The organism is Microbacterium californiense (assembly GCF_047246625.1).
Taxonomy (GTDB): domain Bacteria; phylum Actinomycetota; class Actinomycetes; order Actinomycetales; family Microbacteriaceae; genus Microbacterium.
In genome coordinates, this window is sequence record NZ_JBFOKQ010000002.1 from 14,422 (window position 1) to 33,551 (window position 19,130).

The 19,130-nt window shown below is 70.4% G+C and carries 19 protein-coding genes; 12 read left to right on the forward strand and 7 right to left on the reverse strand.

Annotated elements, in window-relative coordinates:
• Window positions 1-28: 28 nt before the first annotated feature.
• From AB3M82_RS11330 to AB3M82_RS11350, 5 genes are all read left to right on the forward strand, one after another.
• Window positions 29-1,225: a PucR family transcriptional regulator gene (locus AB3M82_RS11330; RefSeq protein ID WP_412958587.1), complete on the forward strand. Its 1,197-nt coding sequence runs from the start codon at window positions 29-31 to the stop codon at window positions 1,223-1,225.
• Window positions 1,226-1,321: 96 nt separating this feature from the next.
• Complete coding sequence (locus AB3M82_RS11335; RefSeq protein ID WP_412958054.1) at window positions 1,322-2,242, forward strand: ACP S-malonyltransferase; 921 nt, start codon at window positions 1,322-1,324, stop codon at window positions 2,240-2,242.
• Complete coding sequence (locus tag AB3M82_RS11340) at window positions 2,239-3,240, forward strand: beta-ketoacyl-ACP synthase III (RefSeq protein ID WP_412958055.1); 1,002 nt, start codon at window positions 2,239-2,241, stop codon at window positions 3,238-3,240. Before AB3M82_RS11335 ends, AB3M82_RS11340 begins: the two co-directional genes overlap by 4 nt.
• A 69-nt stretch (window positions 3,241-3,309) precedes the next feature.
• Window positions 3,310-3,558: an acyl carrier protein gene (locus tag AB3M82_RS11345; protein WP_314647770.1), complete on the forward strand. Its 249-nt coding sequence runs from the start codon at window positions 3,310-3,312 to the stop codon at window positions 3,556-3,558.
• 92 nt (window positions 3,559-3,650) lie between these two features.
• Window positions 3,651-4,892, forward strand: coding sequence for a beta-ketoacyl-[acyl-carrier-protein] synthase family protein (locus tag AB3M82_RS11350; RefSeq protein WP_412958056.1), 1,242 nt, complete (start codon window positions 3,651-3,653; stop codon window positions 4,890-4,892).
• A 71-nt stretch (window positions 4,893-4,963) separates the two neighbouring features.
• Here AB3M82_RS11350 and yczE read toward each other — a convergent pair whose 3' ends face one another.
• The gene (gene yczE / locus AB3M82_RS11355) at window positions 4,964-5,629 is read right to left on the reverse strand and encodes a membrane protein YczE (protein ID WP_412958057.1); all 666 of its coding nucleotides are present in this window, start codon (window positions 5,627-5,629) and stop codon (window positions 4,964-4,966) included.
• A 95-nt stretch (window positions 5,630-5,724) separates the two neighbouring features.
• Here yczE and yczR point away from each other — a divergent pair, with 95 nt between their 5' ends.
• The gene (gene yczR, locus AB3M82_RS11360) at window positions 5,725-7,128 is read left to right on the forward strand and encodes a MocR-like transcription factor YczR (protein ID WP_412958058.1); all 1,404 of its coding nucleotides are present in this window, start codon (window positions 5,725-5,727) and stop codon (window positions 7,126-7,128) included.
• 140 nt (window positions 7,129-7,268) lie between these two features.
• Here yczR and AB3M82_RS11365 read toward each other — a convergent pair whose 3' ends face one another.
• Both AB3M82_RS11365 and AB3M82_RS11370 read right to left on the reverse strand, forming a co-directional pair.
• A complete protein-coding gene (locus AB3M82_RS11365) occupies window positions 7,269-7,772 on the reverse strand; it encodes a DUF3145 domain-containing protein (RefSeq protein WP_412958059.1) in 504 nt (167 codons plus the stop codon).
• Window positions 7,773-7,957: 185 nt separating this feature from the next.
• On the reverse strand, window positions 7,958-8,731 hold the full coding sequence (locus AB3M82_RS11370; RefSeq protein ID WP_412958588.1) for a hypothetical protein: 774 nt from the start codon (window positions 8,729-8,731) through the stop codon (window positions 7,958-7,960).
• A 177-nt stretch (window positions 8,732-8,908) separates the two neighbouring features.
• Between AB3M82_RS11370 and AB3M82_RS11375 the strand changes: the two genes are divergently transcribed.
• The gene (locus AB3M82_RS11375) at window positions 8,909-10,909 is read left to right on the forward strand and encodes a DUF262 domain-containing protein (RefSeq protein ID WP_412958060.1); all 2,001 of its coding nucleotides are present in this window, start codon (window positions 8,909-8,911) and stop codon (window positions 10,907-10,909) included.
• Window positions 10,910-10,967: 58 nt separating this feature from the next.
• Complete coding sequence (locus AB3M82_RS11380; RefSeq protein ID WP_412958589.1) at window positions 10,968-12,194, forward strand: alpha/beta fold hydrolase; 1,227 nt, start codon at window positions 10,968-10,970, stop codon at window positions 12,192-12,194.
• A 377-nt stretch (window positions 12,195-12,571) separates the two neighbouring features.
• Here the strand turns inward: AB3M82_RS11380 and AB3M82_RS11385 are convergent, their stop codons facing one another.
• The 3 genes from AB3M82_RS11385 to glgA all read right to left on the reverse strand — a co-directional run bounded on the left by AB3M82_RS11385 (window position 12,572) and on the right by glgA (window position 14,907).
• Window positions 12,572-12,829: a type B 50S ribosomal protein L31 gene (locus AB3M82_RS11385; protein ID WP_412958061.1), complete on the reverse strand. Its 258-nt coding sequence runs from the start codon at window positions 12,827-12,829 to the stop codon at window positions 12,572-12,574.
• Between the two features lie 90 nt (window positions 12,830-12,919).
• Window positions 12,920-13,705 (reverse strand): ABC transporter ATP-binding protein, encoded by a 786-nt coding sequence (locus tag AB3M82_RS11390; protein ID WP_412958062.1) that lies wholly within the window; start codon window positions 13,703-13,705, stop codon window positions 12,920-12,922.
• Window positions 13,706-13,722: 17 nt separating this feature from the next.
• On the reverse strand, window positions 13,723-14,907 hold the full coding sequence (glgA, locus tag AB3M82_RS11395; protein WP_412958063.1) for a glycogen synthase: 1,185 nt from the start codon (window positions 14,905-14,907) through the stop codon (window positions 13,723-13,725).
• A gap of 46 nt (window positions 14,908-14,953) precedes the next feature.
• Here glgA and AB3M82_RS11400 point away from each other — a divergent pair, with 46 nt between their 5' ends.
• From AB3M82_RS11400 to AB3M82_RS11410, 3 genes are read left to right on the forward strand one after another with little or no spacing between them, the layout of a single operon-like run.
• Window positions 14,954-16,198 carry a glucose-1-phosphate adenylyltransferase gene (locus AB3M82_RS11400; RefSeq protein ID WP_412958064.1) on the forward strand — a complete coding sequence of 415 codons (1,245 nt, stop codon included), beginning with the start codon at window positions 14,954-14,956 and terminating at the stop codon, window positions 16,196-16,198.
• 42 nt (window positions 16,199-16,240) lie between these two features.
• A complete protein-coding gene (gene serB, locus AB3M82_RS11405; RefSeq protein WP_412958065.1) occupies window positions 16,241-16,876 on the forward strand; it encodes a phosphoserine phosphatase SerB in 636 nt (211 codons plus the stop codon).
• Between the two features lie 57 nt (window positions 16,877-16,933).
• On the forward strand, window positions 16,934-17,632 hold the full coding sequence (locus AB3M82_RS11410; protein ID WP_412958066.1) for an alpha/beta fold hydrolase: 699 nt from the start codon (window positions 16,934-16,936) through the stop codon (window positions 17,630-17,632).
• A 36-nt stretch (window positions 17,633-17,668) separates the two neighbouring features.
• Here the strand turns inward: AB3M82_RS11410 and AB3M82_RS11415 are convergent, their stop codons facing one another.
• Window positions 17,669-18,379, reverse strand: a complete 711-nt coding sequence (locus AB3M82_RS11415) for a beta-ketoacyl-ACP reductase (protein WP_412958067.1) — start codon at window positions 18,377-18,379, stop codon at window positions 17,669-17,671.
• 166 nt (window positions 18,380-18,545) lie between these two features.
• On the opposite strand from AB3M82_RS11415, the gene AB3M82_RS11420 reads away from it, so the two are divergent.
• Complete coding sequence (locus AB3M82_RS11420) at window positions 18,546-19,106, forward strand: DUF4190 domain-containing protein (RefSeq protein WP_412958068.1); 561 nt, start codon at window positions 18,546-18,548, stop codon at window positions 19,104-19,106.
• Window positions 19,107-19,130 lie beyond the last annotated feature (24 nt).

The window sequence follows — 19,130 nt, forward strand, 5'->3', positions numbered from 1 at the left end:
ATCGGTGACAGGAACGTCTTCCACCGGCATGGACAAGGCCGCGACGCTCACCTGGCTGCGCCGGATCTCCGGTGACATCGCCTCGGTGACGATCAAGCGGCTCGAGGACACCCTGCCTTGGTACGCCGACATGCCACCAGCCCGCCGTTCTGCGGTCGGGCTGGTGGCCCAGGCGGGCATCACCTCGTTCATCCAGTGGTACGACGATCCGAACTCCACGCCGTGGATCGCCGCCGACATCTTCGCCGCCGCCCCTCGTGAGCTGCTGCGCAGCGTCAGCCTCCAGCAGACCCTGCAGCTGATCCGGGTCACGGTCGAGGTCACCGAGGAGCGGGTCGCCGGTCGCGGCGAGGACCTGCGCGAGGCCATCCTGCTCTACTCCCGTGACGTCGCGTTCGCCGCAGCCGACGTCTACGCCCGCGCTGCCGAGGCCCGCGGTCTCTGGGACGCGCGGCTCGAGGCCCTCGTCGTCGACTCCATCCTGACCGGCGAGGCCGACGAGGAGCTCCCGAGCCGCATCGCCGCGCTCGGCTGGCACGGTCACGGAGAGGTCGCGGTGCTGGTCGGCACGACGCCTCCCCAGTTCGACGTCGACCAGGTCCGCCGCACGGCCCGCAAGCTCGCCGTCGACGTGCTGATCGGCGTGCAGGGCTCCCGGCTCGTGCTGGTGATCGGACGCGCTCGCGACGACGATCAGGAGGGCGACTCGGAAGAGCTGACGTTCCTCGAGATCGCCGCGCGCCTCGAGCCGTCCTTCGGTCCCGGCTACGTCGTGCTGGGCCCGGCTGTGGCGGCTCTGGTCGACGCGAGCCAGAGCGCTCGGGCCGCGCTGGCCGGCTTCGCGGTCGCCCGCGCCTGGCGCAGTGCCCCGCGTCCGGTCGAGGCCGACGATCTGCTTCCCGAGCGTGCGCTGGCGGGCGATCCGCTTGCCAAGCAGACGCTCATCGAACGCATCTTCCGGCCCCTGCAGGCTCATTCGACGGACCTGGTCACGACGCTGTGGAGCTATCTCGACAACGGCCGCTCCCTCGAGGCGACGGCACGGGAGCTGTTCGTGCACCCGAACACCGTGCGCTACCGCCTCAAGCGGGTCAGCGAGGTCATCGGCTGGGACGCCACCGGACCGCGCGAGGCGCTGATCCTGCAGACCGCGCTCATCCTCGGCTCCATCGGCGCGGCGGACCCCGCACGCCGGCGGTCCGCCCTGCGTCGTCCCCCGCGCTGACATCGGCGCCCCGTCTGTACGCCACACACAAGGGTTCCTCGGAATCTTGTGATGGATCATCCACCACTTCTCCCGGATCATTGGCAGACTGGTCTGGTGATTGTCGTCGTATGCCCTGGTCAGGGCTCGCAGACCCCCGGATTCCTCGCCCCCTGGCTCGAGATCGACGGGGCGGCCGAACGGCTCGCCGCGTATTCCGAGGCGGCGGGCGTCGATCTGCAGACCCACGGCACGGAGTCGGATGCCGACACCATCCGTGACACGCGCATCGCCCAGCCGCTCATCGTCGCGGCCTCGCTGATCGCCGCCGACGCCCTCTCCGCCCGCGCCGGACGCCTGGCCGACGGGATCGCCGGCCACTCCGTCGGCGAGATCGCCGCGCTCGTCGGAAGCGGCGTGCTGGATGCCGAGATGGGCATGCGCCTGGTCGGCATCCGCGGTCGCGCGATGGCGGATGCCGCGGCGCAGACCCCCACCGGCATGAGCGCCGTCCTCGGCGGCGACGAGGACGCGGTTCTCGCGCGCCTCACCGACCTGGGACTCTCCCCCGCGAACTACAACGGCGGAGGCCAGCTGGTCGTCGCCGGTGAGCAGGTTGCCCTCGAGGCGCTGGCCGCCGATCCCGTCAAGGGCACGCGGGTCATCGCGCTGCAGGTCGCCGGCGCCTTCCACACGACGTACATGGCCTCGGCCGTCGAGGCCCTGCGCGATGCGGTCGCCTCTGTCGAGCCCCGCGATCCCTCGCTGACCCTCTGGACCAACCGCGACGGCTCCACCGTGAAGGACGGAGCTCAGGCGCTGTCGTACCTCGTCGACCAGGTGTCGTCGCCGGTGCGCTGGGACCTGTGCATGGCCTCGTTCGCCGAGCACGGCGTCACCGGCCTGATCGAGCTGGCCCCCGCCGGCGCGCTGACCGGCCTCGCCAAGCGCGGCCTGCGCGGCGTCCCGACCGTCGCCGTGAAGACCCCCGATGATCTCGACGCAGCCGTCGCGCTGCTGAACGGAGAAGCCGCATGAGCGCCATCCTGACGCAGGCGACCGGTCCTGCCTACACGCGCATCTACTCCTTCGGCGCGGCGCGCGGCGAGAACGCGGTGCCGAACGAGGACCTCATCGGTCCGATCGACTCCAGCGACGAGTGGATCCGCCAGCGCACCGGGATCATCACCCGGGTGCGCGCCGCCAAGGACACCGATGCGATCGACCTCGCCGCCGACGCCGGTGCCGAGGCGATCGCGAAGGCCGGCATCCCGGCCGACCAGATCGACCTCGTGATCGTGGCGACCATCAGCAACCCGAAGCAGACGCCCTCGGTGTCGGCGATCGTGGCCGACCGCGTCGGCGCGAATCCCGCCGCGGCCTACGACGTCAACGCCGCCTGTGCGGGATACGCGTACGCGGTGACCCAGGCCGACGCGCTCATCAAGGCGGGCGCGGCGCGCTACGCCCTCGTGATCGGCACCGAGAAGCTCTCGGACGTCGTCGACCCCGCCGACCGCAGCATCTCGTTCCTGCTGGGCGACGGCGCGGGCGCCGCGGTCATCGGTCCCAGCGAGACGCCGGGCATCGCCCCGGCCGTCTGGGGCTCGGACGGCTCCAAGGCGGATGCCGTCGGCATGAACGGCACCCTCACGCAGTTCCGCGACGGGGAGATCCCCTGGCCGACCCTCCGCCAAGAGGGACCGACGGTCTTCCGCTGGGCCGTCTGGGAGATGGCGAAGGTCGCGCGCGAGGCGCTCGACCGGGCCGGCGTCGAGGCGTCGGACATCGCGGCGTTCATCCCCCACCAGGCGAACATGCGCATCATCGACGAGTTCGCCAAGCAGCTCGGCCTGCCCGAGACCACCGTGATCGCGCGCGACATCGAGACCACGGGAAACACGTCGGCCGCCTCGATCCCGCTCGCCAGCCACCGTCTGATGGCCGAGCACCCCGAGCTGTCGGGGGGCCTGGCCCTGCAGATCGGCTTCGGCGCCGGGCTCGTGTTCGCCGCCCAGGTGGTCGTCCTCCCCTGACCGGGCGTCCGCGTTCCCTAGACTGTTCCACGGTTCCGAAAACAACCCGCAAGAAAGAGGAAGACCGACATGGCTTTCACCAAGGATGAGGTCCTCGCCGGCCTCGCAGAACTGATCACCGACGAGACGGGCATCAACGCCTCCGAGGTCGCCCTCGAGAAGTCGTTCACCGACGACCTCGACATCGACTCGATCTCCATGATGACGATCGTCGTCAACGCCGAGGAGAAGTTCGGCGTCACCATCCCGGACGACGAGGTCAAGAACCTGAAGACCGTCGGCGACGCCGTCGACTTCATCGTCGCAGGCCAGGAGTAAGACGCGCAGGATGCCACCCCCGCTCGCCGGGGCGTGGCATCCTCCGTCCTGCCCGCTCCCATCCGCATCCCGCTCGACAAGGAACCACACCCATGACCCAGCGCATCGTCGTCACCGGCATCGGCGCCACGTCCGCCATCGGCGGGACTGCCCCTGACAACTGGACCAACCTGCTCGCCGGCATGTCCGGCACCCGCACCCTCGAGCACGACTGGGTGAAGGAGCACGACCTCCCCGTCACCTTCGCCGCCGAGGCCATGGTCCGCCCCGAAGAGGTGCTGCCGCGCCACGAGGCGAAGCGTCTCGACCCGTCGTCGCAGTTCGCACTGATCGCCGCACGCGAGGCGTGGGAGGATGCCGGCTCGCCCGAGGTCGCCCCCGAGCGCCTCGGCGTCGATTTCGCCACCGGTATCGGCGGCCTCTGGACCCTGCTCGACGCCTGGGACACCCTGCGCGAGAAGGGCCCGCGCCGCGTCATGCCGCTGACCGTTCCCATGCTGATGCCGAACGCGGCCGCCGGGAACCTCTCGCTGCAGTTCGGCGCTCGCGCGTACGCGCAGACCGTCGTCAGCGCCTGCGCCTCGAGCACCGAGTCGATCATCCACGCGTTCCACCATCTGCAGGAGGGCCTCGCCGACGTCGTCATCGCCGGCGGCACCGAGTCGGCCATCCACCCCATCACCATGGCGGCATTCGCCTCGGCCCAGGCCCTGTCCCGCCGCAACGACGACCCGGCGCACGCGTCGCGCCCCGGCGCGATCGACCGCGACGGCTTCGTCATGGGCGAGGGAGCCGCCGCCCTCATCCTCGAGACCGAGGAGCACGCGAAGGCGCGCGGCGCGAAGATCTACGGCTATGTGCTGGGCGGCGGCGTCACCGCCGACGCCTACCACATCACCGGCAACGACCCCGAGGGCAGCGGAGCGGCGCGCGCCGTCACGCAGGCGCTGACCGAGGCGGGCATCACGGCCGACCAGGTTACGCACATCAACGCCCACGCCACCTCGACCCCGGTAGGCGACCCGAACGAGTACGTGGCCCTGAAGAAGGTGTTCGGCGAGCGTCTCGACGAGATCCCCGTGTCGGCCACGAAGGCGTCGACCGGACACCTCCTCGGCGGCACCGGCGCACTGGAGGCGATCTTCGCCCTCCTCGCCCTGCGCGATCGCGTCGCTCCCCCGACCATCAACATGACGGAGCAGGACCCGGCCGTCCCGTTCCGCCTCTCGGTCGAGCCCACGCCGCTCGGCGACGGCCCGCAGGTCGCGATCAGCAACTCCTTCGGCTTCGGCGGCCACAACGCCGTCGCCGTGTTCGCGAGTGCCGACGACTGATCTCCGACGCGCAGACGCACAAAGCCCCCGGACTCCCCGGGGGCTTTGTGCGTGTCACGGATGCCGGGAACTCAGCCCGCAGGGGCGGCGGTGAGTCGCTGTGAGCGCGCCTCACGCATCGACGCGATGCGCGGCAGGAACCATCCGATCAGCGGTCCGACGCCGAACGCGAACAGGACCGTGCCCACACCGACCGGGCCTCCGAGCAGCCAGCCGACCGCGAGCACACTCCCCTCGATGAGCGTGCGCACCAGCCAGACCGGCCAGCCGGTGCGGCGGACGAGGCCCGTCATGAGGCCGTCCCGCGGGCCGGGGCCGAAGTCGGCGGAGATGTAGAGCCCGGTCGCGAACGCCAGGAGCAGCAGTCCGACGACGAACATCGGCGCGCCGATCCACACCGTGCCGGGCGTCGGGAGCACGAGGAGCGCCAGGTCGGCGCTCGGGCCCACGAGCAGAGCGTTGAGCACGGTGCCGAGACCGACGCGTTGGCGGAGCGGGATCCACAGCAGCAGCACGATGACGGAGACCGCCACGGTCACGGTCCCGTAGCCGATCGGCGCCCAGCGGGCGATCCCGAGCGACAGCACGTCCCACGGGGCGACGCCGATGCCGCCGCGCACCATGAAGCCCAGGGCGACGCCGTACAGCAGAAGCCCGATGATCAGCTGGCCGAAGCGCTCCACGAGGTCGCGTCGACTGGTGGCGGTGATCGGGAGGAGGACGGCGCGGAGCAGCATCCTCCTATCGTGGATGCTGCCGCGGGCGCGCCACCGGAACCACTTCCCGAAAAGTGGCCTGCCTGAAAGAGGCCACTTTGCGCGATGCTGGGGAGATGGGATCACGACTGGTGGAACAGCTCGGCGCACAGACCGTGGCGGGGGCGACGGCCTCGGCACTCGCCGGGCACATCCGCGCTCTGATCCTCGACGGCCGTCTGACCGTCGGCGAGCGTCTGCCCAGTGAGCGGTCACTGGCCCTCGAGCTCCGCCGGTCCCGGTCGACGATCACCCGCGTGTACGGTCTGCTCGAAGGCGACGGATTCGTCTCGCGCCTGCACGGCGGCAGCACCCGGGTCACCCTTCCGCACGAGGCCGCGCCGCCGTCGCTCGCCGAGGACGAGACCGCCATCGATCTGTCGATCGCCTCGATGGACTCCACCCCGGGTCTCTACGACGCCACCGTCCGCTCGCTCCCCCGGCTGGCTGCGATGCGCGGGACGAGCGGATACTCGCTCCGCGGCCTCCCCGAGCTCCGCGAGGCCATCGCGCAGCGGTACACCGACCGCGGCGCCGACACCCACCCGGACGAGATCGTCGTCACGTCCGGGGCCCTGAACGGGCTGAACCTGATCCTCGCCACGCTCGGCAGACGGGGCGAGCGGGCCCTCGTGGAGCAGCCGACCTTCCCCCACGCGCTCGAGGCCCTGCACCGGCACGGCTACCGCCCGGTGCCCACGCCCGTCGACGCGGACGGCTGGGATGCGCGGCACCTCGCCGAGACGCTGCTGAGCACCCGGCCCCACGTCGCCTACCTGATCCCCGACTTCCACAACCCGACGGGCGCCACCCTGCCGGATCCCGAGCGGGACCGCATCGCCGCGACCGCTCGCAGCGCCGGGACGCACCTCATCGTCGACGAGACGACGACCGACCTCGACATCGATCGCGGATGGGCCCCCACCCCCGTCGCGGCGTTCAGCCCGAAAGTCATCACCGTCGGGTCGATGTCGAAGATCGCCTGGGGCGGCATGCGCATCGGCTGGATCCGCGCCGAGCGCTCCGTGGTGAGCCGCCTGCTCGCCGTCCGGCCCTCGTTCGAGCTCGGCACCGCGCTGCTCGAGCAGTGCATCGCGGTCGAGCTGCTGCAGGAGATGCCCGCACTCACCGCTCACGTCCGGGCGCGCCTGCACGCCGGGCGCGCCGCTGTGGCCGCCGGGCTCGGGCACCTGGACGGCATCCGGATGCCGTCCACCCCCGGCGGGCTCTCCACCTGGGTCGATCTCGGTGCCCCCGTGTCGACCCGGCTGTCGCTCGCGGCGCGCGAGCACGGGCTCATCCTGCCGCCCGGGCCGCGATTCACGACGGGCGGGGTGCTGGAGAGGCGGACGAGGATCCCCATCACGCTCCCGCCCCAGCGCACGGCGGAGGCCCTTCACCGACTGCGGCGCGCCTGGGAGGACGTGCAGCGCGGGGCCGCCGCACCGCCGGAGCGCCTCCTGCACGCCGCCGTGATCTGACGGCGGACGAAGGCCCCGCCGCTGCCGGAGCAGGGACGGGGCCTTCGACGGGCGGAGCGGGATACGTCTTCTCAGCGTCCGGGTCGATTCACCGGCATCCGATACTCACGCCTCCGCGCTCCGGGTCTCGGGGCGGCGGGTCAGCCGACCTTGTGGAGCCAGACGACGCGTGCGTCGTCGCTGGCGTGGCGGAAGGGCTCGAGCTCCTCGTCCCAGGCCGTGCCGAGGGCGACGTCGAGTTCGCGCTGGAGCTCGACCGCGTTGCCGGCCGCGATCTCCATGGCGTAGCGGATGCGATCCTCGCCGACGACGATGTTGCCGGCGGCATCCGTCTGCGCGTAGTGGATGCCGAGATCGGGCGTGTGCAGCCAGCGACCGCCGTCACTCCGGGGCGTCGGGTCCTCCGTCACCTCGAAGCGCAGGTGCTCCCAGCCTCGGATGGCCGTGGCGAGAGCGGCCCCGGTGCCGACCGGTCCGTCCCAGTAGAACTCGGCGCGGCGGGCGCCGTCGAGCACGGGCTGGTCCGCCCACTCGAAATTCACCGCACGACCGATAGCGCGTCCGACCGCCCATTCGAGGTGCGGGCAGAGCGCGCGAGGCGCCGAGTGGATGAACACCACTCCGCGTGCGTAAGCCGTCGCCATGATCTCTCCGTTTCATCAGGTGCGTCTTCCCCAACGACCTGGACCAACGAAGTGGCGAGAGTATGCGGTTGTGCGCCCATTCTCGCCCACCCGGCGGCAAATCACAAGCGTGTGATTCCACGCGAAAGGCCCCGGTCGCGAGGACCGGGGCCTTGGACCGCGGAACGGTCCGTCGACGAGGAGGCTCAGGCCTCGCTCATCGCCTGCTTCACCTGCTGGCCCTTGGCCGCGTAGTACGCGGCGCGCGCGGCGTCCTTTCGGGCCTGCTCGGCGTAGCCGTGCTCGAGCACGTCCTGCGGGACCTCGACGTTCGGAACGTCGTCGGTGCCGTGGTACTTCTCGATGTAGGCGTCGAGCTCCGGGCCCGAGGTCCACGACGTGATCAGGCAGTACCGGGGCTCGGTGCCGTTGTGCGTCGCGGCGTGCCACAGGCGCTGGGTGTCGACGATGAGCTGGGCGCCCGCCGGCAGGGCGATGCGGTACTCGATGCTCGGGTCGGTGCGGTTCTCGCGCAGGACGAAGTAGCTGTCCTTGTCATCCGTGAGGTTGAAGAAGCCGCGGACGACCCACCCGGTCCCGTCGGGGTTCAGGCGGTTGTTGTCGTCCTGGTGGAGGTTGTAGAGGCAGTCGCCGTACGGGGTGGGCTGCAGCTCGATGACGCGGCAGCGTCCGACGTTCGCACCGGGCTCCTGCGCGCGGCGGGTGAGGTTGGGGGCCTTGGCGACCTGCGAGTCGATCCAGACCCCGTCCTTGTCGGTGCGCGGCGGCTTGTGGTTCCAGAAGCCGTTGCACTCGATGTCGCCGAAGGCGCTCGCCAGAGGGGCGAAGCGGGTGTCGCCCGAGGACTTCCAGTCGTTGTACTCGATGTCCAGCCACTCCTTGGGGTCGAGCTCCTGGTTGTAGCTGTCGAGGACGACGAAGCCCTTCTCCTCCAGCGCTGCGGACTTGATGTATCCCATGATCTGCGTCATGTTCCTTTCATCGGGGGCCAGCACGTTTTAACAGGCCCTGATTAGGCAAGCCTAACAGCGGCTCCTTCGGGCCCCTCCGAGGGCCGCCGTGAATAACCGAATAGACTTGCTCGGGCGCCTCGGCGAGTCCCGGCGCCGAGCGCAACGGGAGGACCGGACACGAGCATGAGCACCGCCACCAACGTCGAGGCGACGGCCGTCAACACGATCGAGTGGCTCGCGACAGGCTCCTCGAGCATCGTCGTCCCGGTGTACCAGCGCCAGTACCGCTGGGACATCGGCGGGTGCGAGCAGCTCCTCTCCGACATCCGCGCGGTCGCCGACGAGGACACGGCGCACCGGCACTTCATCGGATCCATCCTCTCGGCCCAGGACGGCGACTCCGCGCGGGACCTCATCCTCATCGACGGGCAGCAGCGCATCACCACGCTCATGCTGCTGATCGCGGCGCTTCGGCATTCCGTCGAGCACGCCGACCCGGCCCTGGCCGAGGAGCTCGGTCGCGTGCTGGTCCGCGGCGACGAGCCCTCGCGCACCAAGCTCCGTCCGCACGACGCGTGGGCGGGACCGTACGAGTCGGTGGTCCTCGACCGCCGCGACGACGCCGACCGCGAGTCCCGCTTCGACGACAACTACGCGTTCTTCCGCAGCCAGATCCACGTCGACGAGGTCCCCCGAATCTGGCGCGGACTCCGACGGCTCGAGCACGTGTCGATCACGCTGGGCGCCGAGGCGAACGCCCAGCAGATCTTCGAGAGCCTGAACTCGACCGGCGAGCCGCTCCGCGACCACGAGCTCATCCACAACTACATCCTCATGGGCCTCACCCACGCCGAGCAGCTCGATGTCGAGAGCCGCTTCTGGCTCCCCATCGAGCGCCACACCGGCGAGACGATCGGCGCCTTCTGGCGCCACTACCTGGTGATGACCACGGGACGGGAGCTCGCCGCCAACGGGGAGCACGGCGTGTACAGCGCCTTCCGCCGCTCCTTCCCGCGCGTGGATGCGGAGCAGCTCCAGGCGGATGCCGAGACCTGGCGCCACTACGCCGAGATCTACGGCATCCTCCTCGACCCTTCGCGCGAGCCCGATCCGGAGATCGCCCGTCAGCTGCGGTTCGTCGGCACGTTCGGGCGCGCCGCGTACCCGCTCGTCCTCAGGGTCTACAGCGACCACGCTCGGGGCCTGATCGACCGCGCCGAACTCGTGCAGACCCTGGAGTGGATCCAGGCGCTCTACCTCCGCCGCACGCTGGTCAACCTGCCGAACGAGCGCCTGATCGCCCGGCTCTGCCGCGCTCGTACCCAGGGACCGGACGCCCTCGCGCGGGCCTTCGCGCGCATCACACCCTCCGACGAGCGGGTGAGCGCTGTGCTGAAGTACAGCGAGCTGCCGCACGCGGCGTACGTCCTGGGGCGGCTGGAGGGCGTGGAGGATCCGACGGCCTACGACGTCGAGCACGTGGTGCCGCCGGTTCCGAACGACTCCTGGTCGGGCGACGGCGTGCGTCCGTGGAGCGAGTACTCGGAGGACGAGCAGAACAGCCATCGCGCGCTCGCGCCGACCCTCGGAAACCTGACACTCCTGGAGCCGCACCTGACCGAGCGGGTGTTCGGCGCTCCCTTCCCGGTGAAGCGAGCCGACGCCTATGCGCGCAGCGCCGTCACCGCCACGCGGGAGCTGGCGGGATCGGACCGGTGGAACACGGCGGCCATCACGCAGCGCACAGTGGGGCTGACCGCCGAGCTGGTGCGGATCTGGGCGCGTCCCGCCCTGCCGGAGATCGACGACGACGGCCTCACCCCCATCCTGGATGCGGTGCGCCGGCGCGGCTGGCCCGCCGGCTGGGAGCGCGAGTTCGACTATGTCGAGTACCGCGGGGAGCGCTGGGAGGTCTACGACGTCAAACACCTCTTCAACCGGGTGCTGCGGCGCGCCTGGACCGACACGCGCACTGCCGCCCTGTCGTACTGCGAGACCCACGGCGGTCCGATCTATGCGGACAAGGCGTGGAAGGGGCAGTGGGACGACCTCGGCGACGGCCACCACCTCTACATGGGCTGGGATTCGAACTACATGATGAGCGCCGTGCAGGGGGTGCTGGAAGAGGCGGGCATCGCGTCCGAGGTCTTCGTCAAGTACTCCTACATCGGCAACGTGATGTAGCCCCCCGTCGGCCGGCCGGGACGGTTAGGCTCGACGGGTGAGCACCGTAGTCCGTCGCATGCAGGATCTGACCGTCGAAGAGCACACCCTCACCGTTCCGCTGGTGTGGGACGATCCATCCGACACCCGCACCATCGACGTCTTCGCGGCCGTCGTCTCGCGCGAGGGCGGAGAAGACCTTCCCTACCTCGTGTTCCTGCAGGGCGGTCCGGGTCACGAGGCCCCGCGGCCGTTCCATGCCGCCCTCGCCCCCACCTGGCTCGACGAGGCGCTGGCTCACTACCGCCTGGTGCTCCTGGACCAGCGCGGCACCGGCCGCTCGACGCCGGTGAAGGACGCCGACCTCGGACGCGGCGCCTCGGCGGTCGCGGAACACCTCACCCACCTCCGCGCCGACTCCATCGTTCGTGACTGCGAGGCGCTGCGCGAGCATCTCGGCGCGACGCGGTGGAGCGTGCTGGGCCAGTCGTTCGGAGGCTTCACGACCCTCGCCTACCTCTCGACCCGTGCCTCGTCGCTCGAGCACGTGTACATCACCGGCGGCCTCAGCGCCGTGGGCCGTCACCCGGACGACGTCTACTCCCTGTGCTACGACAAGATGCGCGTCGCGTCGGAGCGCTACTACCGCCGCTTCCCCGAGCACCGCGACGTGATGCGCCGGCTGGTGGATCAGGCCGCGGAGGGAGGGATCGTCCTCCCCGACGGCGAGGTCGTCTCCCCGTCGCGGCTGCGCTCCGCCGGCTCGGCGCTGGGCACCGACAACGGCTGGCAGACGCTCTGGTCCCTCCTCGAGCTCGACCCCGCCTCGAACGCGTTCCGCTACGACCTCCAGAGCGCGATGCCCTACGGCGGACGCAACCCGCTGTACTTCGCGTTCCACGAGTCCAGCTATGCCGACGGGTTCGCCACGCGCTGGTCGGCGGAGCGCGTCGAGCCCGACGACTTCCGTGAGGACCCCACGCTGTTCACCGGCGAGCACATCCGTCGCGAGTGGACCGAGACCGTGCCCGCGTTCCAGCCTTGGCGCGAGGTGGCGCAGGAGCTGGCCGAGTTCGCCTGGCCCCGCCTCTACGACGAGAACGCTTTGGCGGCGTCGGATGCCGCGGGCGCCGCAGCCGTCTACGTCAACGACGCCTACGTGCCCCTCGAGTTCTCGCTCGAGACGGCGAGTCTCCTGCCCGGCGTGCAGCTCTGGCAGACGAGCGAGCACGAGCACAACGGCCTGCGGTCTGGGCACGTGCTGTCCCGCCTGATCGACCTCGCCCACGGGCGCCTCGTGCGCTGAGGCGTCGAGGCTCCGGAACCTGGACGTGCCGCCGTGGACGATGTGATGGGCGGAGTGATCGCCGTGGTCGCGGTCGTCGTCGCAGCCGCGGTGCTCCTCATCGCCATCGAGCGCTCCGCGCGTCGGCCGATCGAGGAGAAGTACCGGGGAGACGGAGGCGGGCTCGGTGCCGCCCTCGACGCGGTCTGGTCGCCGACGGCAGCATCCGCATCGATCTCTGAGCTCTGCGCCGGCTTCCGGTCGCACGAGCGGCTGCTCTCAGCCCTCGGAACAGCCGTCCGCGCGACCGGAACGGTAGCGGATGCCAGGCCTGCGAACGCCGCGACAACGCGGAAAGGCCCCGCCCTCCGAGGAGTGCGGGGCCTTTCGAGCGGTCCTTACTTGGAGGCGCCGCCGAAGCCCTTGAAGCGCTGGTTGAACTTCTCGACACGGCCGGCCGAGTCCATGATGCGCTGCTTGCCCGTGTAGAAGGGGTGCGAGGCCGAGGAGATCTCGACGTCGATGACGGGGTACTCGACACCGTCCAGCTCGATGGTCTTGTCGCTGGTCACGGTGGAGCGGGTGAGGAAGGTCTCGCCCGAGCCGAGGTCGCGGAACACGACCGCCTGGTAGTCGGGGTGAATGTCAGTCTTCATGGGATTCCTTAGTTGCTGCCCTGGATTGTGCCAGGGACGAGGGAAGTCTGCGGTGCACGATGCACCAAGGATCGATTCTACCAGACGGCGTCAGGATGCTGCGCGTGCGGCGTATCGACCCTCGTGCGACGTCAGCGTGATCGGCATGCCGAACGCGGTGCCGAGCGCTTCCGCCGTCAACGTCTCCGCGATGGGACCGGCGGCGACGACCTGGCCCTCCCGCAGCAGCAGGACGTGCGTGAAGCCGACAGGGATCTCCTCGACGTGATGCGTGACCATCAGCATGGCCGGGGTCGTCGGGGAGGACGCATACCCGCTGAGCAGCGACAGCAACTCCTCTCGCGCGCCCAGGTCGAGGGATGCCGTGGGCTCGTCGAGCAGCAGCAGCTCGGGATCGGTCATCACGGCACGGGCAATCTGCACCCGCTTCTGCTCGCCGTCACTGAGCGTGCCGAAGGTGCGGTCGGCGAGGTGCTCGAGCTTCCAGTCCCCGAGCACCCGGAGCGCCCGGCGCTCGTCGATGTCCTCGTAGTCCTCGTTCCAGCGTCCCGTCACCGAGTAGGCGGCCGTGAGCACGGTGTCGAGCACCGTCTCGTCGCGCGGGATCCGCTTGGCCATCGCCGAGGAGGCGAACCCGATGCGGGGGCGCAGCTCGAAGACGTCGGTGCGGCCCAGGGTCTCCCCCAGCACCGAGACCGATCCGGCGGTCGGGTGCATCAGGGTGTCGGCGAGCTGGAGCAGCGTCGTCTTGCCGGCGCCGTTCGGCCCGAGGATCACCCATCGCTGGTCGTCGGCGACCTGCCAGCTCACGTGATCGATGATGTTGCGCCCGTCGCGGCGCACGACGACGTCGGTGAATTCCAGAGCGATCGGCATGGAGCCAGCCTATCGGCTCAGCGGCTCAGCTCCGCGTAGAGCTCCCGTGTGGTGTCGGCGATGGAGGCCCAGCTGAACTCCTGACGTGCGCGCTCGCGTCCGGCGTCGCCGTACTCGCGCGCTCGGGCCGGATCCAGAGCCACCTCGGTGAGCGCCGCCGCGAGATCCGACACGTACCGCTCCGGGTCGACGGGGGTACCGGTACCGTCCTGTACCTGGTCGATCGGGACGAGCCGACCGGTCACGCCGTCGGCCACCACCTCGGGGATGCCGCCGGTCGCCGTTCCGACCACCGCCGCGCCGCACGCCATCGCCTCGAGGTTGACGATGCCGAGCGGCTCGTACACCGAGGGGCACACGAACGTCGTCGCGGCGGTCAGGATGGCCGAGAGCTGGTCGCGCGGCAGCATCCGCTCGATCCAGATCACGCCCTCGCGCGTCTGCTGCAGCAGGCGCACCCCCTCCTGCACCTCGGCCATGATCTCCGGGGTGTCGGGGGCACCGGCGCACAGGATCAGCTGCACCTCCGGTGGCAGCATCCGCGCCGCCCGGAGAAGATAGGGCAGCCCCTTCTGGCGGGTGATGCGGCCGACGAACACGACGGACGGCCGGTCCGGGTCCATGCCGACCGATGCGAGGAAGGCGGGGTCCTGCACGGGGCGCCAGCGCTCGACGTCGATGCCGTTGTGGATCACGCGCACCTTCGCGGGATCGACCTGCGGGTAGCTCCGCAGGATGTCGGCGCGCATGCCGGCGCTGACGGCGATGACGGCGGCCGCATTCTCGTACGCGAGCTTCTCGATGCCGCTCGACACGGCGTACCCGCCGCCGAGCTGCTCGGCCTTCCAGGGGCGCAGCGGTTCGAGGCTGTGCGCGGTGAGCACGTGCGGGATGCCGTGCAGCTGCGAGGCCAGGTGCCCGGCGAAGTTGGCGTACCAGGTGTGGCTGTGCACGATGTCCGCCTGCTCGATCGCCGCTACGATCTCGAGATCGGTCCCCAGCGTCTGCAGGGCGGGGTTCGCGGCGGCGAGGCCGGCCGGCGTCCGGTAGGAGGCGGTCTCGGCCTCGTCGCGCGGCGCCCCGAATGCGCGGACGCTGACGTCGATGCTCGCGCGGAGCGCGGTCACGAGTTCGGCGACGTGCACCCCGGCACCGCCGTAGATCTCGGGCGGATACTCCTTGGTGATCATTTCGACTCGCATGCCTGAACGCTAGTACAGCGAGCGGAATCGCGCCTATGGTTGACCCATGTCCGCACCACAGAAGGTCTTCGGGATCATCCTCGCCGGCGGCGAGGGAAAGCGCCTCATGCCGCTGACAGCCGATCGCGCGAAACCGGCGGTTCCCTTCGGCGGTCAGTACCGGCTCATCGACTTCGCCATCTCGAACCTGATCAACTCCGGTCTGCGGCAGGTCGTCGTGCTCACGCAGTACAAGTCGCACAGCCTCGACCGCCACATCTCGCAGACCTGGCGGATGTCCGCCCTCCTGGACTCCTACGTCACCTCGGTGCCCGCCCAGCAGCGACTGGGCAAGCGGTGGTTCTCGGGATCCGCCGACGCGATCCTCCAGAGCATGAACCTGATCAACGACGAGAAGCCCGACATCGTCGTGGTCATCGGCGCCGACCACGTGTACCGCATGGACTTCCGGCAGATGATCGAGGCCCACGTCGCCTCCGGGGCGAAGGCCACGGTCGCCGGCATCCGCCAGCCGCTCGCCCTCGCCTCGCAGTTCGGCGTCATCGACGCGGATCCCGACGGCTCCGGCCGCATCCGCGCCTTCCTCGAGAAGCCCACCGACGCCACGGGCCTGCCGGATGCGCCGCACGAGGTGCTCGCCTCGATGGGCAACTACGTCTTCGACGCCGATGCGCTGATCGCCGCGGTCGAGGCCGACGGCGAGTCCCCCACGTCCGGTCACGACATGGGCGGGGACATCGTCCCGTACTTCGTGGACCGCGGCGAGGCCGGGTACTACGACATGAAGCGCAACGACGTTCCCGGATCGTCGCCGCGGGATCGCTCCTACTGGCGCGACGTCGGCACGATCGAGAGCTTCTTCGACGCGCACATGGACCTCATCTCCACGCTGCCGATCTTCAACCTGTACAACACCGACTGGCCGATCCACTCGCAGACCGTCAACTCGCCGCCCGCGAAGTTCGTGCGCGATTCGGTGGGACGCATCGGCAACGCCATCGACTCGATCGTGTCGCTGGGCTCCGTGCTCTCGGGCACGCACCTCGAACGCAGCGTGGTCGGCCCGTGGACGCTCGCCGGCGGGGGCTCGACAATCACCGACTCGGTGGTGTTCGATCATGTGCGGGTGGGAGCGGGGTCGCGCGTGCACCGGGCGATCCTCGACAAGAACGTGGTCGTCGCGGACGGCGCGACGGTCGGAGTGGACCGGGAGCGCGACATCGCCCGGGGTTTCACGGTCACCGAGACGGGCATCACCGTGGTCGGCAAGGGCGCGTTCATCGAGCGGTGAGCGTGCGCAGCGGGGTGCCGTTCGATCGCTAGGCTCGAACGCGTGACCCCGCCGCGCTTCCTCGTCGTCCTCGATGCCGATTCCACGCTCATCCGCGACGAGGTGATCGAGCTCCTCGCCGACGAGGCCGGGCGCCGCGCCGAGGTCCAGGCCGCCACCGAGGCGGCGATGCGCGGCGAGGTGGACTTCGCCGAGAGCCTGCGCTCGCGCGTCGCCGCGCTGGAGGGCGTGCCGGTCGATTCCTTCCCTCGGGTGATCGCCCGCATCCAGCCGACACCCGGCGTGCGCGCGTTGACGGCGGCCGTCCACGAGCGCGGCGGCGTCGTGGGCGTCGTCTCCGGCGGTTTCCACGAGATCCTCGACCACGTCGCTCCGGGTCTCGGTGTCGACCGGTGGCGCGCGAACCGGCTGGCCGTCCGCGAGGGTGCCCTGACCGGCACGGTGGACGGCGACATCGTCGACGCGGCGGTCAAAGCGGCGACGCTCCTCGAATGGGCCGACGAGCTGGGGATCGCTCCGCATGCGACCCTCGCCATCGGCGACGGCGCGAACGACCTGCACATGATGGGTGTCGCCGGACTGGGCCTCGCCTTCAACGCCAAGCCCGCGGTGCGCGAGGCCGCAAGCCTCGTGATCGGGCCGCAGGACCTCGCCGAGGTCATCCCGCTCCTCCCCTGAGCCTCCCCGGCTACACGACCCGTCGCGCATGTCGGTGAGCGGGGCTACCTTCGGTTCATGGACGTCATCCTCATCCCCGGTCTCTGGCTCGACGCGGCGAGTTGGGAGGAGGTGGTGCCCGACCTCGAGAAGGCGGGGCATCGCGTGCATCCCCTGACGCTGCCGGGCGTCGGCGAATCCGCCACCTCCTCGTCCGACATCGGCATCGCCGACTGGATCGCCGCGGTCGTGCGCACGATCGACGAGCTCCCCGCCGACCGCGTGGTCGTCGTCGGGCACAGCGGCGGGGGCAACGTCGCGTGGGGCGCCGCCGCCGAGCGTCCGGACCGCGTCGCGCGCGTCATCTTCGTCGACACCATTCCCCCGGCGCCGGGCCACGGGATCAGCGAGTTCGAGGTCGTCGACGGGGTCGTGCCGTTCCCGGGATGGGACTTCTTCCCCGAGGAAGACGTGTACGACCTCGACGAGGCGACCCGGGCGCGGACGGCGCCGCTGACACGCAGCGTGCCGGCCCGCGTGCCGACGGACGAGATCGAGCTCGCGCGCGCGGACCGCTTCCGTGTGCCCGTGACGCTCCTGATGGGCGGCATGGACGAGGAGTCGCTCCGTGCATCGGTGGCCGACTGGGGGCCGTACGGCGACGAGTTCCGGGCGATCGACGATGCCGAGGTCGTGCGGATCGGCTCGGGCCACTGGCCCCAGTTCTCCGTGCCGCACAGACTCGCGGAGCTGATCGACGCCGCGATCCGGCGCTGACCCGTCGGATCGGGCGCGTGCGGGGGCGCGGCGGGGTCAGTGCCCCATGCCGAGGCCGCCGTCGACGGGGATGACGGCACCCGAGATGTACGCCGCGTCGTCTCCCGCGAGCCACGCGACGACACCGGCCACCTCGTCGGGCGTCGCGAAACGTCCGGCCGGGATGTTCGCCTTGTACTGCTTCTGGGTCTCCTCGGGCAGCTCCGCCGTCATGTCGGTCTCGATGAAGCCCGGGGCGACGACGTTGGCCGTGATGCCGCGTCCGCCCAGCTCGCGCGTGAGCGAGCGGGCGAAGCCGACGAGGGCGCTCTTCGACGCCGAGTAGTTGATCTGTCCCGCGGATCCGTAGAGCCCCACCACGCTGGAGATGAGGATGACGCGGCCGAAGCGCGCCCGCAGCATGCCCTTCGACGCGCGCTTGACCACGCGGAACGTGCCGCCGAGATTCGTGGCGACGACGCTGTCGAAGTCGTCCTCGCTCATCCGGAGCAGGAGGGTGTCCTTGGTGATGCCGGCGTTCGCGACCACGATCTCGACCGGGCCGAGCTGCTGCTCGACCTCGGTGAAGGCCGCGTCGAGAGCGGCGGCATCCGTGACGTCGGCTCGGACCGTCAGGGTGCCTTCGGGTCCCTCGCCGCTGCGCGCCGTGACGGCGACGCGATACCCGTCGCGGACGAATCGCTCGGCGATCGCTCGACCGATTCCGCGGTTTCCTCCGGTGACGAGGACGACGCGCTGAGCACTCATGTTGGTTCACTCCCGATGGGCGGTCGATACGGGGCATCCGCATCGACCTCGATCCTATCGACGGATGCCGCTCGTCCGCGGTGCGGCGGCGGCCGTCCCGCACCGCCCCCTGTTTGACAGATGCGGGCGCTCCTGGAAATCTGAACGGGACGAAAGGGCTTCCCGCGTGAGCGACAACAGCGTTCCTCCTTCCGGTGATCCGGCGTACATGCCCCCGCCGGCTCCTCCTGCTCCCTCGACCCTGCCGGCTCAGCCCTCCCAGGCGTATCCGGGTGCAGCCCCGACGTACGGCAGTCCGGCCGCGGCGCCCGCATACGGCGCACCCGCGCCGCAGTATGCGCCCCCGCCGGCTCCCGCCCCCCTCCAGCCCTACGGCGGCGGCCCGGTCGCCCCGGGTCACGGTTATGCGCAGCCTCCGTACCCCGTCTACCCGGCGCCTCGTCCGATCAGCGGTCTCGCCATCGCATCGCTGGTCTGCGCCATCGCCAGCATCGTGTTCAGCTGGCTGGTGCTCCCGGCGTTCGCGTCGATCGCCGCCGTCATCACGGGCCACATGGCCCTCCGCCGCACCAAGGAGAACCCGATGATCGGAGGGCGGGGCATGGCCTTCGCCGGCCTGATCATCGGATACGTCGTGCTGGGGTTCGGCGTGCTGATGCTCCTGATCGGGATCTTCAGCTTCGCGATGCTCGGCGCGTTCACGCTGCCGTTCGTCTACAGCAGCTGATCCGCCTCGAGCGGGCCGTCCACT

Coding starts and splice junctions, on each gene's coding strand:
- AB3M82_RS11400 (WP_412958064.1), top strand. CDS start 14,954: ATGTCCGCACCACAGAAGGTCTTCGGGATCATCCTCGCCGGCGGCGAG.
- AB3M82_RS11415 (WP_412958067.1), bottom strand. CDS start 18,379: ATGAGTGCTCAGCGCGTCGTCCTCGTCACCGGAGGAAACCGCGGAATC.
- AB3M82_RS11380 (WP_412958589.1), top strand. CDS start 10,968: ATGCAGGATCTGACCGTCGAAGAGCACACCCTCACCGTTCCGCTGGTG.
- yczE (WP_412958057.1), bottom strand. CDS start 5,629: ATGCTGCTCCGCGCCGTCCTCCTCCCGATCACCGCCACCAGTCGACGC.
- AB3M82_RS11390 (WP_412958062.1), bottom strand. CDS start 13,705: ATGCCGATCGCTCTGGAATTCACCGACGTCGTCGTGCGCCGCGACGGG.
- glgA (WP_412958063.1), bottom strand. CDS start 14,907: ATGCGAGTCGAAATGATCACCAAGGAGTATCCGCCCGAGATCTACGGC.
- AB3M82_RS11375 (WP_412958060.1), top strand. CDS start 8,909: ATGAGCACCGCCACCAACGTCGAGGCGACGGCCGTCAACACGATCGAG.
- yczR (WP_412958058.1), top strand. CDS start 5,725: ATGGGATCACGACTGGTGGAACAGCTCGGCGCACAGACCGTGGCGGGG.
- AB3M82_RS11345 (WP_314647770.1), top strand. CDS start 3,310: ATGGCTTTCACCAAGGATGAGGTCCTCGCCGGCCTCGCAGAACTGATC.
- AB3M82_RS11385 (WP_412958061.1), bottom strand. CDS start 12,829: ATGAAGACTGACATTCACCCCGACTACCAGGCGGTCGTGTTCCGCGAC.
- AB3M82_RS11340 (WP_412958055.1), top strand. CDS start 2,239: ATGAGCGCCATCCTGACGCAGGCGACCGGTCCTGCCTACACGCGCATC.
- AB3M82_RS11410 (WP_412958066.1), top strand. CDS start 16,934: ATGGACGTCATCCTCATCCCCGGTCTCTGGCTCGACGCGGCGAGTTGG.
- AB3M82_RS11365 (WP_412958059.1), bottom strand. CDS start 7,772: ATGGCGACGGCTTACGCACGCGGAGTGGTGTTCATCCACTCGGCGCCT.
- AB3M82_RS11350 (WP_412958056.1), top strand. CDS start 3,651: ATGACCCAGCGCATCGTCGTCACCGGCATCGGCGCCACGTCCGCCATC.
- AB3M82_RS11370 (WP_412958588.1), bottom strand. CDS start 8,731: ATGGGATACATCAAGTCCGCAGCGCTGGAGGAGAAGGGCTTCGTCGTC.
- AB3M82_RS11330 (WP_412958587.1), top strand. CDS start 29: ATGGACAAGGCCGCGACGCTCACCTGGCTGCGCCGGATCTCCGGTGAC.